Raw genomic sequence first — 17,471 nt, 5'->3', positions numbered from 1 at the left:
TTGCCGCAGCGCGTATTGATCGATAATTTGGCCAATACAGAAGTCAGTAAATAGCAGGAGAGTGTTATGCCTTTCGATACCGCCCTCAGCGGCATTCGTGCCGCTTCAACGGATTTAACCGTTACCGGAAACAATATTGCAAATGCTTCCACCACGGGGTTTAAATCCTCGCGTGCGGAATTTGGTGATGTCTATGCTACATCGGTACTGGGTGCTGGCTCCAATGCTATCGGCAGTGGAGTGCAGGTACAGGACGTGGCCCAAACTTTTTCCCAAGGTAATGTGTCGTTTACCGAGAACGAACTGGATCTTGCAATTAACGGTAATGGCTTTTTCCAGTTAAGCGATAACGGAGAACTCTTATATTCCCGTGCCGGTATGTTTGGTGTAAATGATGAGGGTTACATCATCAATAATACCGATGCGCGCCTGCAGGGTTTTCAGGCGGACAGTGCGGGGAATATTGGTGGCATCACCGGTGATATTCAAATTCAGACGGCTAACTTGAATCCTCGGCAAACCACCGGGGTGGATTCGATACTCAATCTCGACTCGACAGAGCCGGTTTTACAAACGACAGGGAATGAATTTGTTACCGAAGGTTTGGCCATTGGCGTCACACAAGTGGGGTTGCGATCGGCAACTACAACAACACTTACCGGGAATAATATTGCTTTACCTTTGGCCAATGATTTTTCAACGCAGCCTGTAGATTTTGATATTCAGTTTTCAGGCTCGACTGTAGGCAATAACGGTGTCGTGAGTATAAGCCTTAATACTGGTGCGGGCGTACCTGCGACAATAGCCAGTTTCAACGATCTGAGAACGTTGACAGGTGTGATCAATTCGCAAATCTCTTCTCCTTTAGCTCCGCAGACACCCATTGATGTAGTCGCCGAAGCTATTGATTACGGTGCGGGTGTTTTCGGTATCGAGTTTACATCTCCGCATGAGGGCGAAAATTCACAGGTTCAAATCCTTAACCAAGTAGGGAATGTGAATCAGTTGGGGCTTGATCCGGCGCCGCCTTCTTTAGGCGGAATAGCGGCGGTTTCTAATGGGTATCCACAGCAAAGTATTGATATCGTCGGGCCGGATGGTGAAACCGTGCCTTTTGTTAGTCTTGCGGGGGGAACAGCTGCCGATACCGCGTCAAAATTAAACGCCTTACCTGGGATATCAGCGACCGCTGAAACCGTTACTAGCTTGTCGAATTTTAATAGTTCGGCCGGCAATATGACCGTGACCATTAACAATGTTCAATTGGTAAGTGACTCGCTGGCGCTGATGGAGGCGGAGGTTAACGGCCTAACGAATTCTACGTTACCGGGTGTTTCGGCCGAGTTGAATGCTACCGGTACAGCACTGGTACTAACATCAGCGGTTGGTGATGATGTTCGGGTCAATATCGAGAGTATTGATGGTGGAGATTCGCTTACCATACAAGGGGACATGGGATCACCGTCACAGACCCTGCAGATACCGCCCGTTGGCGCAGGAAATTTTGATTCTACTTTGAATTCAATCGTGGTGGGTGGCAATATCAATATGGTATTGGACCAAGGCTATTCCATTGAAAATGCAGTGCCGGTTGCGGGTGGCCTATTTCAACCGCTATCGGATTCGGAATTTACGCCCGTTGTACTCAATGCGTTCGACCCAATTGATCAGTCCACCTATAACAGCGCAACATCCATGAGCATTTATGACAGCCTAGGTGTCTCTCACGTGATGACCCAGTTTTTTGTCAAACAGGAATACAATCCAACCGATTTAACCACATCGCAAAACCATTGGGCTATGTATGTTCAAATAGATGGTAGTGATGTGGGTGATCCAAATACAGCGCTACCGCCACCGGGGAATACGCAACCTACGGAAGCGATGTTTAACGTGCATTTTAACGAGGACGGCTCACTAAACCAGACATTAACCGACGATATGTTGATTTCGAATTGGGTTGTGATGGATGACGATGGTAATCAAACGGGGGCAATGGGGCCAATAAATGTGTTGGCTGGTGGCACAACCGCAATACCGGAGCCACCGACTTCTTCCAATTTTGTGATTGACCTAATGGGGACGACCCAGTTTGGCTCCGAATTTTCGGTGAATGACGTCGACCAGGATGGCTATGCAACCGGACGCCTATCAGGTTTGAGTATTGATGAAAGCGGAATTATATTTGCCCGTTACACCAACGGAGAATCTCAGGCGCTTGCACAAATCGCACTTGCCGACTTTACCAATCAGCAGGGATTGCAGCCGGTGGGAAGTACAATGTGGGCAGAAAATTTTGAATCTGGGCCACCGAATGTGGGGACACCTCAAAGTGCCGCGCTAGGCGCCATCCAATCTGGCGCATTGGAAGAATCAAATGTGGATTTAAGTGCACAGTTAGTCAACTTGATTATCGCCCAGCGTAACTTCCAGGCCAGTGCTAAAACTATTGAAACGGCGGATCAGGTAACGCAAACCATTATTAATTTGCGATAAGGTTTGCTATTTTTACTGGCTGTTGGAACCCTTCACTCCGTAAGTCTCCAGCATTCAGGAATGCTTGTTATCCAAGCTTTCTGAATCTGGAAATTCAGCAATTGCTCAATGGTGTTTTTTACGCGGTTAAACGTGTGTGGAACAGCTGGTTAGGGCAAAATTCGGTTATCCCTCTCCAAAATAGCTAATTATCATAGATGAGCTAAATGCTTTTAGTGCATTTTAATTTTCTGGCATTCTTATTGCTCTTTTCATAATGAAGCGTAAAAAGTGACGAGATTCCACCGTTTTTACTCCTTACTATTTTTACGAAACTATTTCTAATTAAGAGCAATATCCCATGGATAAAGCACTTTATGTGGCCATGACAGGCGCAAAACACAATATGCGCGCGCAAACGGCGCACGCCAATAATTTGGCCAATATCAACACAACTGGATTCAAAGCCGACTTTGCGCAAGCCCGTAGTATGCCCGTGTACTACGGTGACGGACAGCCCACAAGGGCCTATGCATTGGCAGAAAGCCCGGCGACGGATTTTAGTCAAGGCGCGCTAATCGATACCGGTCGAGAATTAGATGTAGCCATTAAGGGCGAAGGATTTATTGCGGTACAGAGCCCAGATGGCAGCGAAGCATATACTCGTGCAGGGTCTCTTTATGTAGACAGTGTGGGTATTTTAAGAACCGGCAATAACTTGCCGGTACTGGGTAACGGAGGCCCGGTGGCAATTCCCGCAGCGGAAAAAATTGAACTCGCTGTTGATGGCTCGATTACGGTTATTCCTTTAGGGCAGGGTGTAGATGCACCGGTTGTTGTGGATCGAATTCGCCTTGTGAACCCTCCACTCGATACGGTAAAACGCGGGTCGGACGGCTTGCTACGCGCATTTAATCCTGAGCAAGATGTTCCCGCGGATGGCGCAGTACGTTTAATCTCCGGATTTGTAGAAGGCAGTAATGTTAACGCTGTTAACGAACTCACCAGTGTTCTTAGCCTCGCTCGTCAATACGAGATGCAGGTGAAAATCATGAAAAATGTTAAAGAAAATTCCGAAACCTCAGCAAGTCTGTTGCGGGTTAGTGGTTAACGAGGTGTGATATGCACTCAGCACTCTATGTCAGTAAAACAGGTTTGGCTGCACAGGACATACAGCTAACAACAATCGCCAACAACCTGGCCAATACGTCTACCGTTGGTTATAAGCGCGATAGGGCAGTATTTGAAGATTTACTCTACCAGATACAGCGGCAACCTGGTGCACAAAATACCGAGGAAACGCAACTGCCTTCCGGCCTGCAGTTAGGTACCGGTGTGCGTGTTGTCGGTACTCAAAAACAATTTACGGCCGGTAGCTTACAAATTACCGGTCAGCCATTGGACATGGCGATAGACGGTCGTGGTTTTTTCCAAATTCTGCAACCGGATGGTGATATAGGCTACACCCGAGCTGGCCAGCTGCACTTAAGCGCAGAAGGTGAAATTGTGGATGCCAGTGGTTTGTTACTACAGCCGGCTATTACCGTGCCACCGAATGCAGATCGACTTACCGTGGGTACCGATGGGATTGTGAGCGCGTTTATACCCGGAACACCAGACCCGCAGGTGTTAGGTAATATCCAAACGGTGGATTTTGTCAATCCAGCAGGGTTACAGGCTATTGGCGGTAATTTGTTTTTAGAAACAGCGGCCAGCGGAGACCCGCTTACCGGCACGCCGGGTGAAAATGGCTTAGGCCAAGTAAAGCAGGGCATGCTGGAAAATTCCAATGTAGATATTGTTGAAGAAATGGTAAATATGATTACCACTCAGCGTGCCTATGAAATGAATTCGAAAATAGTATCGACGGCTGATCAAATGCTGCAGTTTGTTACGCAGAACCTGTAATAACGCAGAAATTTACTGGCCTAATAAAAGTAGGTTAAGTGGCTAAACAAGAACTTGAGTTGTGAAATTATTTGAAATATTTTTTTTAGTCAAAATATTAACGCAGGAGCTGGGGAAGTTGGGGAAAGGAATAGTTTCGCAGGAGTGCGGAAACATTGAAATGGAATTTACTCAAGGAAGAACTAATTCTATGGCCCCCATGTGTTGTGCGTGGGGAAAGTAACACAATAGAGGCTCGTATATAGAGTTTTGGTATGACTAAGCTGATTATTGCAGTGCTCGTTGTTACTTTGTTGGGTTGCGTAAGCGAACCCCCGCTGCCTGACGACCCCTATTATGCACCGGTGATGCAATTGAACGATGCTCCCACACCACCCTTAAATGGTTCTCTGTTTTCCGATAATTCATCTATGGTGCTATTCACCGATCGTAAAGCCCGGCGGGTAGGTGACATTATAAACGTGCTCTTACAGGAGCGCACCACCTCCAGTAAAACGTCAAATGTTGAAGTGGTGAAAGATAATGAAATATCTATGGGAGGGTCCGGGGGCGATGCGGTGCTACTCGGTACAATTCCAGGTTTAGGTAACTTGACGTTAACCAGCGACCTAGTTGCTGAGCGCGAATTTACAGGTGAGGCGGATGCCGACCAAAGTAACCAGTTAACCGGTAATATTTCGGTGACGGTGGTAGATGTATACCCCAATGGAACGCTACTAGTTCGGGGTGAAAAGTGGCTGACCTTAAATCGTGGCGACGAGTATATTAGGTTAAGTGGTTTAATTAGGCCAGACGATATCAGTCCAGAAAACACCATCGTATCGACAAAAATTGCTAATGCTAGAATAGCGTATTCGGGAACAGGTGAGTTTTCAGATTCGCAGCAGATGGGTTGGTTGGGTAAATTCTTTAATAGTCCAAAATGGCCATTCTGATGAAAAATAATCGCTGGGAAAAGAATCTGGGCGTATTGGCGATTTTATTTTCGTTATGTTTATCTACTCCGCAGGTTATAGCTGAGCGGATTAAGGATTTAACGTCTGTTTCTGGTGTGCGAACCAACCAGTTAGTGGGTTATGGTTTGGTCGTGGGCTTGGATGGATCTGGTGATCAAACCAATTCTACTCCTTTTACCACTCAGTCATTTATGACCATGCTCAGTCAGTTTGGTATTACGATTCCAGCCGATGCAAAATTTCAACTTAAAAATGTTGCAGCGGTTGCCGTACATGCAGAGTTGCCGCCTTTTGCCAAGCCAGGACAAACTATTGATGTGACCATATCGTCCATCGCTAACGCCAAAAGCTTACGTGGCGGAGCCTTATTGATCACACCTTTGAAAGGGCTGGACGGCAAAGTATATGCTGTTGCACAGGGTAATTTAATTGTTGGGGGCTTTGGTATTGATGGGCGAGATGGGTCCAGCGTAACGGTAAACATTCCCAGCGTGGGGCGTATACCCAGTGGCGCGATGGTAGAGCGTAAAGTGGCTACTCAGTTTGGAGGCAATGGGAAAATAATATTTAATTTACATACACCCGATTTTACAACGGCTAAACGTTTAGCCGATAGCATTAACGATTTGCTGGGCCCAAATGTTGCGCTACCAATGGATGCAACATCGATAGCGGTACAGGCACCACAAAATCCGGCTCAACGAGTGGACTATCTCTCACTGTTAGAAAATGTACAAGTTAAGCCAGGTGAATCGGCAGCAAAAATTATCATTAATTCTCGAACGGGCACTATTGTTGTTGGCCAGCATGTTCGGGTATCGCCGGTGGCCGTTACTCATGGCTCCCTTACAGTTACCGTGAGGGAAGATGTGCAAGTTAGCCAGCCGAATTCATTTGGACAAGGCGACACGGTTGTTGTGCCAGACAGCACCGTGGAGGTTACGGAAGAGTCTGGGCCTATGTTTGAGTTTAGCCCTGGGCCAACGCTTAACGATATAGTGCGTGCGGTAAATGAGGTGGGCGCAGCCCCCGGTGATCTAATGGCTATTCTGGAAGCACTTAAACAGGCCGGCGCACTAAAAGCCGAGATTATGGTGATCTAATGGATGGTCTTGCGTCTTCTCAAATGCTCAGTGCGCAACAACATATACAGGCAGCTGACGTTTATACCGATTTAAATAGTCTGCAGAATATTAAAACTTCAGATGATAAAGACGCTGCCTTACGTCAAATTGCCCAGCAGTTTGAATCGATGTTTTTGAGCATGATGCTTAAAAGCATGCGAGATGCCAATGCTGTATTTGAAGAAGACAGCATGTTCAACAGTGGCGATGTAAAATTTTACCGCGATATGCATGATCAACAACTAACGTTAACGTTATCCCACGGTCGTCAGGGGGGGGTGGGTATTGCGGATTCGTTTTATCGACAAATGAGCGGGGCCAATATTACGTCACCACAAAAGGGCGAGATTTTGCCATTATCAGCGACTGAAATAAAAGACGTATCGAAATTAGACGTACCGAAAATAGACGTATCGAAAAAGGATAAATACCAGCCGCTTTCCGGTTCGCCAAGTGATTTCATAGAAAAAGTAATGCCTGCGGTACAGAAGGCGGCAAAAAAGCTAGGTGTTGATTCCAGTGTGCTAACGGCTCAGGCGGCATTAGAAACAGGCTGGGGTAAATTTATTCTCGCCAATGAAGACGGAAAAAGTAGCTTCAATTTATTCAATATTAAGGCTGGTGGAGAATGGCAGGGTAAGCGTGTGAGCGTGTCTGCGGTAGAATATACTGGCGGTACATTTACGCCTCAGCAATCCAGTTTTCGCGTGTACGATTCTATAGAGCAAAGTGTTGAGGACTACGTTAATTTTGTTCGCACTAACCCACGTTACCAAGAAGCCATGCAATCGGTAGATGACGCTGGACGTTATATCCGCGAGTTGCACAAGGCGGGCTACGCAACAGACCCGAAGTACGCCGAAAAAGTATTATCGGTACACGATCGTTTGCTCGACGATTTTGGTCACTTAACCACAACGGATACCTGAGGGAGAGAAAGCTATGTCTTCAGATTTACTCGGTATTAGCGTTAGTGGTATTCGCACTACACAGACGGCCCTCAGCACCATAGGCCATAACATCTCTAATGCAGGTGTCGATGGCTACAGTCGTCAGCGGGTTAATATTCAAACGAACCCCGCGACACTGGATGGGAACAGTTACGTGGGTAATGGTGCAAACGTTCAATCCATTGAACGTATTGTTAACGGATTTGTTACCGAGCAGCTGCGTACTGATACCAGCCTGTATCAGGACTTAGATGTATTTCATACCAATGTAAGTCAGTTAGATAACTTGTTGTCGGATACCTCTACAGGGTTAGCGGCCGGTCTGGAATCATTTTTTGCGTCTATGCAAAATGGTTTGGATGACCCGACATCTATTCCAGCACGCCAACTCATTATCAGCGAAGCAGAGAATCTGGCTGATCGCTTTAATACTATCTATAGTCGGTTCCAAACCCTTGATCGAAACGTTGACGAAAACCTTGTCTCGTCGGTAGAGCAGGTTAACGCTCTGGTACGCAATATCGCCGAGCTAAATCTCAAAATATCGGATGCGTATGGCATAGGTAATGGCGCCGAACCTAATGATTTACTAGACCAACGTGATGAAGCTTTACGAGGTTTGTCTGAACTGGTATCCATTCAAACCTATGAGCAAGGTGCTGGGCAAGTCAATGTCGTTGTTGGAAGCGGCCAAAACCTGGTGGTTGGATCAGAAGTTCGACAACTTAGTTTACGGCCGAGCGCGGAAAATATTGCGAGCCTTGATGTTGTTTTCGAAGGTGATTCGGCTGGCCAGGTCATTACCAACTTAATAAGTGGTGGTGAAATTGGCGGATTACTTCGCTTTCGCGATGAAACGATGAGCAAGGTGTATAACGAGTTTGGCCGAATTGCCGTAACGATGGCAGACACGTTCAATAAAGTACATCAGCAGGGTGTTACCCTCGAAAATGAATTTGGAGGTCGGTTTTTTTACGATATAAACGATTCAAGACTTTCTGCCGTACGGGTGATAGGCAACGCCAATAACGCGGAGCCAAGCGACCGGCAATTGCGCCTCGATATAGCAGACGGTACCCAGATAACCGACAGTGATTATCAAGTAAGCGTAGAATCCGGAGGCCTGTTTCGTGTCACGCGCGATGCGGACGGCGCCGAAGTCGCAACGGGGTTACTACCTGGTTCCTACCCTTTTAGCGTAAGTTTTGATGGGCTAGAATTAGTATTTGAAGGCGGCACGTTTCAAGGTGGCGACAATTTCACACTGCAACCGGTAAGAACCGGCGGTAGAGACTTTAGTTCGGCATTGGTTAATGCGCAAAGTATTGCGTTTGCTAGCCCTGTTTTGACGGACACAAGTATCGGAAATAGCGGTTCCGGCGTTATATCCCCCGGGGAGGTGCTATCACTGGTTGGAGCGGGCGGAAACCCATTGCCGCTGCTAGCCAGCGCTGGGGAGATGAATCCTCCATTAATTGCAATATTCACCTCGCCAACCAGTTACGACATTCTCGATAATTCGGACCCCGGCAATCCAGTACAGCTGGACCCGCCGATGCGTGATCAACGTTTTGTTGTCGGTATCAGTAATAAGCTATTCGGCACAGACCCTGGTGCAACCCAGGTGTCTTCACTTGGTGATATGACGGGCTTACCGGAGGGCCGGGCAATAGTATCCCAAGCCGCTATTCTACTGGGCCCACCGGCTGCCAATGTTCCGGATTATACCGTTGCAGATTTTAGTTCCACAGCGGATCAGTTTTCGTTTGATATTGTGATTAGCGGTACGCTTAATGCCGTCAGCGACGGGACTTATTCGGTGGCGATATCCGGCCCCGCTATTGTTGATAATAATGTACTCCTTGCGGAAATAAACGCGCAACTTTCTGGCACTGATGTGCGTGCGATGATAAGCGATAACGGTACAGTGGGCTTTAGACTGAATTCATCGGGTTATGGTGATATAAGTGTACAAAATTATAACGCTGATCCGGACGGTAATGCTGATATCGCGCCTGCGGGGCAAGCGAATAATTTACTCGGTTTTGATGTCGAGGGTACAAATTTTACTTCAGTCGGAAATGCAGACGGCATTAGTGGTATAGGGTTTTTAAGTAATGGCTACCCTGCTGAAGCAATTACAATTTCTCGGCCCGGTGCAACTGTGGGGGCACCAGCGATTACCGAAACACTTTATACGGGCCTTAATGCCAGCGTCAGAGAAATTGCGAGCGCGTTGAATAATGTCGCCGGTGTTTCAGTTAATGCATTTAACTACGTTGAGCTAACAAATCTCCAAATTAGCAATGCCGCGCCGTTACAAATAAATGTGAACGGCCAGGACCTTATTCGTTATGAAACAGACGCATTAGGTAACCCGGTGGTAGCCGCTGATGTTCCAGACCCAATGGCAGATCCCGATGCGTTTAATGACTATTTAGCTGAGCGTATTGGCCAAAACCCGGTTCTAACAGCGGCTGGCATATATGCATTGCCCGCGCGGGATGAGATAACTGGAGCCTCTGAATTTCGTATTTTTTCAACAGAGGGTGATGATTTTCAGATATCGTTAACCGCAGCCGCAGGCGAGTCGATGGATCTTAGCGACGGTAAGAACCCTAACGCTACGCTTGCTGGATTGGGTAATGGTGTTGCAACCTCGCTGGTTGTTGGCGGGCAGTTGGATGTAACGCTTGCTGATAGCCTTGAGCTGTCAACATTCCCACCTAACAGTATGATCTTTGGCGATACCGGTGCAGTCAATTTTGCCAAACCCCAATATTATGGTATCCAGGCGGAAATCAGTGGCATACCCGACACCGGAGATACCTTTACCTTCAACTTTAATATGGACGCAACTTCTGATAATCGCAACGCGTTGGCATTGGCCAATCTGGCGAGCGAAAAAACGGTTGACGGTGGAACGGCAACCTACACAGAAAGTTACGGTTCTTTGGTGGAAACTGTCGGTATTGATACGGCTTCAGCAAAAATTAATGTGGACGCCAGTGAGCAGGTTTTGCATCAGTCGACGCAAATGCGCGCGTCAATATCCGGTGTTAACCTAGACGAAGAGGCGGCAAATCTTATCCGTTTCGAGCAAATGTATGCCGCTAATACACAGGTAATATCCGTTGCTAGAGATTTATTTGATCGGCTTATTAACGCTTTTTGATTGGCCTTTCGGCTAAGCGGTAAGGTAAAAGCTGTATTGACGCTCGCCATTCGTATAGGTTTCAGCAATTTCCCCTAGAATTGACCAAAGTTCGCGCTTGAAGAAGCTTTGAAGCGTTTTGACTAAGTGGTGGGTTAGTTATTGTCAATAACGGCAAAGTGATGTGAAAATTTAGGCACGTTTTTCGCAAATAAAAGATATGAATTGATCCGCAATTGAGATAACAAAGAAATCATGCGTATTTCGTCACTGCAAATATTTAATATCGCCAATAAAGGTATTGCCGACGCAAATGAATCTATGATTCATACGCAAGCACAACTGTCGAGTGGGGTGAGGGTATTGAACCCCTCAGATGATCCCGTGGCATCCACGAAGATTATGCAGTTAACCAACGATATCGCTAATATTTCCCAATATCGAAGGAATATCGATATCGCGGAAAATAATTTGGTTCTAGAGGAATCTAATCTCAAGAGTGTCGGCAATCTACTACAGCGCATTCAAGAGTTGGCCGTGCAGGCGGGTAACACGGCAACACTCAGTACCAATGAGTATCGAGCACTGTCCAGTGAAGTGGATGCGCGACTAGATGAACTGAGAAACTTGCTGAATAGTCAGAATGCTAATGGAGATTACATTTTTGGCGGCTACAAAAGTAGGGGCGAGCCGTTTTCAGGAACCGCGGCAAGCGGCTTTACCTACGCTGGTGATGATGGCCAACAATTTATCAAAATATCGAATAATACGACTATCGCTTCGAGTGATTCGGGCAAAGAGATTTTTGTAAATATAGAAAGTGCTCACAATACCGTGCACAGTTATGCCAGCCCGGCTAACAAATCAGACCCGCCGGCCGGTATATCGGTTGGCCAGGTAGTGGACCAAGAGTTATTTGATACCTTTTACCCTGAAGATATGGTGGTTACCTTTAATGCCGACAATGCTGTTGTTCCGGCGGGGAAAAACTATACCGTCAGTGAGCGCTCCACCGGCCGCATAATAACGGCGAATCAACCCTATTCGGCTGGTTCCAACATAGAAGTAAGCGGTGTGAGTTTTCGAATAACCGGGCAGCCAGTTTCGGGAGACCCTTCCGTTACAGCGACTCGGCCATTCGGTATCGACGGGCCGGTTGTATTCCCATTTGATTTTACGCCACCTGCTGATGAGACGTTTACCCTTCGTGTTGGTGGGCGTACTGAGACCATGGTGCTCGACGGTAATGTGACTAATACTACCGATTTGGCTGCGATCTTAAATAGTGGTGTAAATGGAAACGCGGCCAAGTTAGCGGCTTTAGGTATAACAGTCGACAATACGGGTTTCAGTAGCGCTAGTGGTATTAATTTTTCCATCGCTAGTGGGTCGGGTAATGTTGATTCCGTTATGGGTATTAATTCTCTTGCAGGTTCAACATCTAACGATGGTGTAAGGGAGACACCGGGTGATCGTTTGTTTATTGACTCATCTAATAAGCAAGATGTGTTGACCACCATGGCTCGATTCAGCGAGGGAATGAAAGATTACGATGGTAGCGCTGAAAGCCGAGAACGCTTAGAAGAAATTATAGCAACAAGTATTTTAAACCTGAAAAATTCGCAAACCAGTATATTGGATATTACCTCAAAGTTGGGTGCTCGCTTTAATACGCTCGAGAGCACGAGAGACCTTCATCTTGATTCTGAGCTGGTGATGAAGGACGTGTTAGCGGAGCTGCGTGATGTCGATTATGCGGAAGCCGCCACGCGGCTATCCGCCCAAACCATGGTGCTGCAAGCGGCGCAATCGTCTTTTATTCGTGTAAGTCAGCTAAACCTATTTTCACAGCTCTAAACCTATTTTCACAGATTTAAACACATCTCCACAACTCAAAATCTATTTCTACAACCTCAGAATATTTTAACGTTATAAACCTGAATAGATAATAAAAGTATTCAGGTGCTTATATGAAGGGTTTCGGCGTCTATTTTTTGAGGTTTTATTGTGTAACCCTGATAAGTAATGCTGTTGTATAAAAAATTTAGGTTTCATGCATCATTTTTTCGAGCACAATAAAATTAAAATCTATAGTGACAACCGATTTCTAGGTGTTCATGTTGTTTTGTGTTCAACATGTAGGGTGTGTGGATTATAAGCGGCAATTGTTCTTCCTATTTGCCGACAATAATTGCCGCTTCTGTACAAAAACGGCACAAAAATAGCCAAATAAGCCTGTTTTTTGCACTTGGCACAAGCGTTGCAAATCCTAAAGTGTATTCCGCTGCTGTTGCAGAAAGTCGACAGTCAGATTGAATTGCAGCGTCCAACATTATTGGGGCAGCTGGTGATATATTTTACAGGAGAAGAGTTATGCCTTTAGTTATTAACACAAACGTTGCCGCGTTAAATGCTCAAAGGCAACTTGTAAAATCCGGAAGTGATATGGCGCAGGCGATGGAGCGTTTGGCATCGGGCAAGCGCGTTAATACGGCGCGTGACGATGCCGCAGGTCTCGCTATTTCCAACCGGCAGACATCGCAGATCCGAGGGCTCGACCAGGCTATCCGCAATGCCAATGACGGTGTGTCATTGATTCAGACGGCCGAAGGTGCGCTCGATGAGGTCACCAATATTTTACAGCGCATACGCGAACTATCAATCCAGTCCGCGAACGGAATTTACTCAGATCTAGACCGTTCAACACTGGATGCTGAAGCGCAGCAGCTTAAGCAGGAGGTTGACCGCATTGCGCAGTCCACAACCTTCAACGGTCAGCCATTGTTGGATGGTAGTTTAAGCGACGTGGCACTACAGGTAGGTTCTGAGGCTTACCAAACCATCGATTTAGAGATTCAAGGTTTTAGTACCTCCTCTTTGGGGGGAACCTCTGGTGATATTGTTGGTGAAGTTACACTCGCTGGTTTGGATTCTCTTACAGCATTTGATGGCACTGCGACAAACAGCATAACGGTAAATGATATAACGCTCAGCACCCTTGCGGGTATTACAGCAGCCGGTAGTACGGTTAACGATGCCTTGGCTATCATCAATGCCGATTTGGATGGCAAAGGAGCAGAAGCTTCTACCTTGATTTCTGTTGAAGCCGATGCGGCAGGTAGTGGCGTGCTCGCCGGTACCGATACAGTTGATATTGTTCTGACGGATGCAGACGGAAATGCCCAGTCATATATATTGTCTGGTACGAGTAATCTTTCTGAGTTGGCGGAAATGATTAATTCAGACACCATCATTGACGCAAAAATTAACGACGAAGGAAAACTAATACTTTCCGCAGAAAATTCAGAAAGCGTTAACATTACGGATGCCTCTGGGGCCACAGGCTTGGGTGCAGGCCAGCTAGCGACGGATATCTTTTTTGCGTTGGTGTTTACCGATACAAGCTCCGAAAGTAACGGTGTTAATTTCCTTACCGATGCCGCCACGGCCGATGTACAGGCGCTAGGTATTAATACCCAGGATACCGAAGGCAATATTATTGGTGTTGCAGGTATTGGCGAGACAAATACCATTCAAAAAGGCGATTTAAAAATAAACGGTGTTGATGTTCCGAGCTTTACCGGTGTAGCTGCCGCTGCGGCAACCATCGATACCGCAATCGTTGCGATCAACTCGATTTCCGAACAAACAGGGGTTGTTGCCTACGCCGAAACGGCGACGACCATCGGAATGCGTTCGACCAAAGGCAATGAAATATCGATTCAATACGGTGGTGGCGCAACGGCACAAGACGTCTTAGACGCTACAGGGTTGCTGGAGCGGAATGCGCTCAGCGGCAGTGGCTCGGTTGCAGGGATAGCGATTGATACTGCAGAAGGCGCTCAACAGGCTATTGACGTTATTGATGTAGCACTTGAGCAGATAAACTCAACACGATCTGAATTAGGTGCGATCAACAATCGCCTCGACTTTACTATGAGCAACCTAGCAAACGTTTCTGAAAAAACCTCTGCGGCAAGATCACGTATCATCGATGCAGATTTCGCATCCGAGACGTCCCAGCTAAGTAGGGCTCAGGTATTGCAGCAGGCGTCGCAGGCCATGCTTGCCCAAGCAAACGCGCAACCACAGCAGGTACTGCAGCTATTGCAGGGCTAACCGGCGCGTCAATCATCTCCTATTGTTAGCACTACCGAGTGGTTTCGGTAGTGCTAACAACATGTTTATATAATTATTTTATCTTTCAGCAAATTTTTTGCTCCCAAAGGATCTATCTTACGCGAGGCCTAATTGCATTTTTTTGTAAAAATTGTAGTTAGACTACGGTCGTTATTATCTTTTATGTCTTTGATTTTGTTGTAAATGTAATGTCTTTTCACTTTGTGATAGGGGTTGGTTACTCGAAGTAAATTCATACTAAAGTTTATCCAGGGTTCGCCGAAAACCTGAGTATGAGCGCCAAGTTGTACAATCTTTGGTGATCTGGTTTTTCATGGCCGGGCGAAGACGCTGGCGATTTTTAACTTTAGAATGGGAGGCTTATCATGCCTTTAGTAGTTAACAGTAATATTCCTTCACTGAACGCCCAGCGTCAGTTATTACAGTCCGGCGCCGACTTGGATAAAGCCAGCGAGCGTTTGGCATCCGGTAAACGCATTAACTCCGCAGCAGATGACGCCGCGGGCCTCGCAATTTCCAATCGTCAAACGTCTCAGATTCGTGGTCTTGACCAAGCAATTCGAAACGCAAATGACGGTATTTCGCTTATTCAAACGGCTGAAGGTGCGTTGGACGAAACCACCAATATTCTTCAGCGTATGCGTGAATTGTCTATTCAGTCCGCCAACGGAATTTATTCCGATACGGACCGCTCCACTCTCGATGCGGAAGTTCAACAGTTAAAAGCTGAAATTGATCGTATTGCCGAAACAACGGCATTCAACGGTAAGACGGTACTTGACGGTTCTTTAGGCGAGGTAGCGCTACAGGTAGGTTCGGAAGCGAACCAGACAATTTCTGTTAATATTTCTGGATTTAACACGAATTCTTTAGGCGGTAACGCCGGAGATGTTGTTGGAGAATCTGCGGAAGGTGGTACTTTAGCGGCATTGCAGGCGTTTACTAACGCGAGTGTGGTAGCCACATCTTTATATGTAAATGACGTAGCTATCTCGGATTTGAGTGGAGCAGCGAGTCTAGATAGTGCTATAGCCACCATTAATTCGGATTTGGAAGGTAAGGGTGCAGAAGCGTCTATCTTGGTGGCCACGGAAGGTAGTACCGTAGGTGACGGCAAACTTATTTCCGGTACCGACTCATTAACAATTACGGTTGAATCTTCAGATACTGCGGCCGGTAATGACACAGTTTATGTGCTTACTGGAACCAACAATATGAGTGAGTTAGTTGACAAAATTAACTCAGAAACGGGTGTGTCCGCCTCTTTGAATGATAGTGGGAAGTTGGTACTCAGCCAGGAAGGTGTCCAGAGTATCGCGGTAACAGGTTCGGGCACTGCCGCCGTTGATGCAGCAGGCTTTGCCGCAGCAGACAACACCGCTACCGGTGAGGCCCGTATAGTTTTTACGGATACCAGTGCAGATAAAGCGGGTGTGAAAATAGAAGGTAGTGATGGAAGCGCGGCTTCAACTGCGCAAGCCTTGTTCACCGCTCTTGGTGTTGATTTTGGTGATGATGAGGGTAATGTCCAAGGTATTGCAATTACCACCTTCGCTACTGATTTAAACGAAGGCGATTTGATTATTAATGGCACGGATGTCGGTGCAGTAACTCAGGGGGCTGATGCAACAACTCAGCGCGAAGCCTTGATTGCAGGCATTAATAAAATTAGTGATCAAACCGGTGTGGTTGCTTCTGTTGCCACCGATGCTGTAGGTGTAGCGATTGATGGAATAAAGCTTACAAACTCTTCAGGCGGAGAAGTGAGCGTTAAATATGGCGAGAATGCTGCGGCGTCAATCTACACCGATACCGGTCTGCAGGAAAGAAACGCCGCTTCAGGAGCTGGCTCAGTTGCGGGTATTAAAATCGATAGTGCCGCAAGTGCTCAAAAGGCCATTGATGTTATCGATACAGCCCTAGAGCAAATCAACTCTACTCGTGCGGATCTCGGTGCAATCAGTAACCGTCTAGATTTCACCGTATCTAACTTAGGTAACGTATCTGAAAATACCTCAGCTGCACGGTCTCGAATCGTCGATGCTGATTTCGCGTCAGAAACCGCTAACTTGAGCCGAGCACAGGTACTGCAGCAGGCGTCGCAAGCCATGTTGGCGCAGGCGAATGCACGGCCTCAACAGGTTCTTTCACTCTTACAGTAACCTAAAGGTTTTAACCCACAGGTCACTTAAATCCCCGGTAGTTTACTTAATGCCGGGGAGATTAAGAGAGAGAAGAGGATTAACCCATGATTGAAGTACGAAATACAGCACCAGCACCGCTTCAGGCGGCTGTGCAGGCTTCATCAAAGGGGGCTGTTGAAGCTCGGGATACTGGCGGCAAGAAATTGCCGGAACCTACTGAGAACCAGATTAAGAATTCCGCCGATGAGGTGCCAAAAGCACCGGAAAAGTCGGAACCGAAATTGGAATCGGTGGTTGCATCAATTAACGATTACGTGCAATCCATTCAAAGGAATCTACAGTTTTCAGTAGACGAAGAGCTTGATAAAACCGTAATTAAAGTGGTCGATGGTGGTTCCGGTGAACTCATTCGACAGATTCCAGAAGAAGTATTTTTGGAATTGGCACGCAACTTGAAAGAAGATGGAGAGTTACGGTTAGTGAATACGCTTGGATAAAGTAACCTAGTACATTCACATTTCTGGCTTAGCCAGTTAATGAGGAAGCATAGGGAAGACGCGTGGATAATCTACGCGTCTTTTCTGCCTATTTCAGCCCTGTAATTTTGGTTGTAAGCAGAG

11 protein-coding genes are annotated in these 17,471 nt (G+C 46.7%); all 11 read left to right on the top strand.

The window, feature by feature from the left end; genetic code table 11:
* Window positions 1-66 precede the first annotated feature (66 nt).
* The 11 genes from H5336_RS03070 to H5336_RS03020 all read left to right on the top strand — a co-directional run bounded on the left by H5336_RS03070 (window position 67) and on the right by H5336_RS03020 (window position 17,348).
* On the top strand, window positions 67-2,496 hold the full coding sequence (locus H5336_RS03070) for a flagellar hook-basal body complex protein (RefSeq protein WP_185231300.1): 2,430 nt from the start codon (window positions 67-69) through the stop codon (window positions 2,494-2,496).
* Window positions 2,497-2,836: 340 nt separating this feature from the next.
* The gene (gene flgF, locus H5336_RS03065; RefSeq protein WP_185231298.1) at window positions 2,837-3,586 is read left to right on the top strand and encodes a flagellar basal-body rod protein FlgF; all 750 of its coding nucleotides are present in this window, start codon (window positions 2,837-2,839) and stop codon (window positions 3,584-3,586) included.
* Window positions 3,587-3,597: 11 nt separating this feature from the next.
* Window positions 3,598-4,383: a flagellar basal-body rod protein FlgG gene (gene flgG, locus H5336_RS03060; RefSeq protein ID WP_185231296.1), complete on the top strand. Its 786-nt coding sequence runs from the start codon at window positions 3,598-3,600 to the stop codon at window positions 4,381-4,383.
* A gap of 254 nt (window positions 4,384-4,637) precedes the next feature.
* Entirely contained in the window at window positions 4,638-5,318 is a 681-nt protein-coding gene (flgH, locus tag H5336_RS03055) for a flagellar basal body L-ring protein FlgH (protein ID WP_185231294.1), read from the top strand.
* Entirely contained in the window at window positions 5,318-6,442 is a 1,125-nt protein-coding gene (locus H5336_RS03050) for a flagellar basal body P-ring protein FlgI (RefSeq protein WP_221627974.1), read from the top strand. Before flgH ends, H5336_RS03050 begins: the two co-directional genes overlap by 1 nt.
* Window positions 6,442-7,392, top strand: coding sequence for a flagellar assembly peptidoglycan hydrolase FlgJ (gene flgJ, locus H5336_RS03045; protein ID WP_185231290.1), 951 nt, complete (start codon window positions 6,442-6,444; stop codon window positions 7,390-7,392). The genes H5336_RS03050 and flgJ overlap by 1 nt, the downstream gene beginning before the upstream one ends.
* Window positions 7,393-7,405: 13 nt before the next feature.
* On the top strand, window positions 7,406-10,588 hold the full coding sequence (gene flgK, locus H5336_RS03040) for a flagellar hook-associated protein FlgK (protein WP_185231289.1): 3,183 nt from the start codon (window positions 7,406-7,408) through the stop codon (window positions 10,586-10,588).
* 234 nt (window positions 10,589-10,822) lie between these two features.
* A complete protein-coding gene (gene flgL / locus H5336_RS03035; RefSeq protein ID WP_185231288.1) occupies window positions 10,823-12,424 on the top strand; it encodes a flagellar hook-associated protein FlgL in 1,602 nt (533 codons plus the stop codon).
* Between the two features lie 516 nt (window positions 12,425-12,940).
* Window positions 12,941-14,686 carry a flagellin N-terminal helical domain-containing protein gene (locus H5336_RS03030; protein WP_185231287.1) on the top strand — a complete coding sequence of 582 codons (1,746 nt, stop codon included), beginning with the start codon at window positions 12,941-12,943 and terminating at the stop codon, window positions 14,684-14,686.
* Window positions 14,687-15,072: 386 nt separating this feature from the next.
* The gene (locus H5336_RS03025; protein ID WP_185231286.1) at window positions 15,073-16,869 is read left to right on the top strand and encodes a flagellin N-terminal helical domain-containing protein; all 1,797 of its coding nucleotides are present in this window, start codon (window positions 15,073-15,075) and stop codon (window positions 16,867-16,869) included.
* Window positions 16,870-16,955: 86 nt separating this feature from the next.
* Window positions 16,956-17,348, top strand: coding sequence for a flagellar protein FlaG (locus H5336_RS03020; RefSeq protein WP_185231285.1), 393 nt, complete (start codon window positions 16,956-16,958; stop codon window positions 17,346-17,348).
* The last annotated feature ends 123 nt before the right edge of the window (window positions 17,349-17,471 follow it).

This window comes from Teredinibacter franksiae (assembly GCF_014218805.1).
GTDB classification, from domain to species: domain Bacteria; phylum Pseudomonadota; class Gammaproteobacteria; order Pseudomonadales; family Cellvibrionaceae; genus Teredinibacter; species Teredinibacter franksiae.
This window is presented reverse-complemented; position numbering and strand designations above follow the sequence as displayed.

What these genes read in the sequence shown, in the direction of transcription:
- H5336_RS03050 (WP_221627974.1), top strand. Translation starts at nt 5,318, where the DNA reads ATGAAAAATAATCGCTGGGAAAAGAATCTGGGCGTATTGGCGATTTTA.
- flgF (WP_185231298.1), top strand. Translation starts at nt 2,837, where the DNA reads ATGGATAAAGCACTTTATGTGGCCATGACAGGCGCAAAACACAATATG.
- flgJ (WP_185231290.1), top strand. Translation starts at nt 6,442, where the DNA reads ATGGATGGTCTTGCGTCTTCTCAAATGCTCAGTGCGCAACAACATATA.
- flgH (WP_185231294.1), top strand. Translation starts at nt 4,638, where the DNA reads ATGACTAAGCTGATTATTGCAGTGCTCGTTGTTACTTTGTTGGGTTGC.
- H5336_RS03070 (WP_185231300.1), top strand. Translation starts at nt 67, where the DNA reads ATGCCTTTCGATACCGCCCTCAGCGGCATTCGTGCCGCTTCAACGGAT.
- H5336_RS03020 (WP_185231285.1), top strand. Translation starts at nt 16,956, where the DNA reads ATGATTGAAGTACGAAATACAGCACCAGCACCGCTTCAGGCGGCTGTG.
- flgK (WP_185231289.1), top strand. Translation starts at nt 7,406, where the DNA reads ATGTCTTCAGATTTACTCGGTATTAGCGTTAGTGGTATTCGCACTACA.
- flgL (WP_185231288.1), top strand. Translation starts at nt 10,823, where the DNA reads ATGCGTATTTCGTCACTGCAAATATTTAATATCGCCAATAAAGGTATT.
- H5336_RS03025 (WP_185231286.1), top strand. Translation starts at nt 15,073, where the DNA reads ATGCCTTTAGTAGTTAACAGTAATATTCCTTCACTGAACGCCCAGCGT.
- H5336_RS03030 (WP_185231287.1), top strand. Translation starts at nt 12,941, where the DNA reads ATGCCTTTAGTTATTAACACAAACGTTGCCGCGTTAAATGCTCAAAGG.
- flgG (WP_185231296.1), top strand. Translation starts at nt 3,598, where the DNA reads ATGCACTCAGCACTCTATGTCAGTAAAACAGGTTTGGCTGCACAGGAC.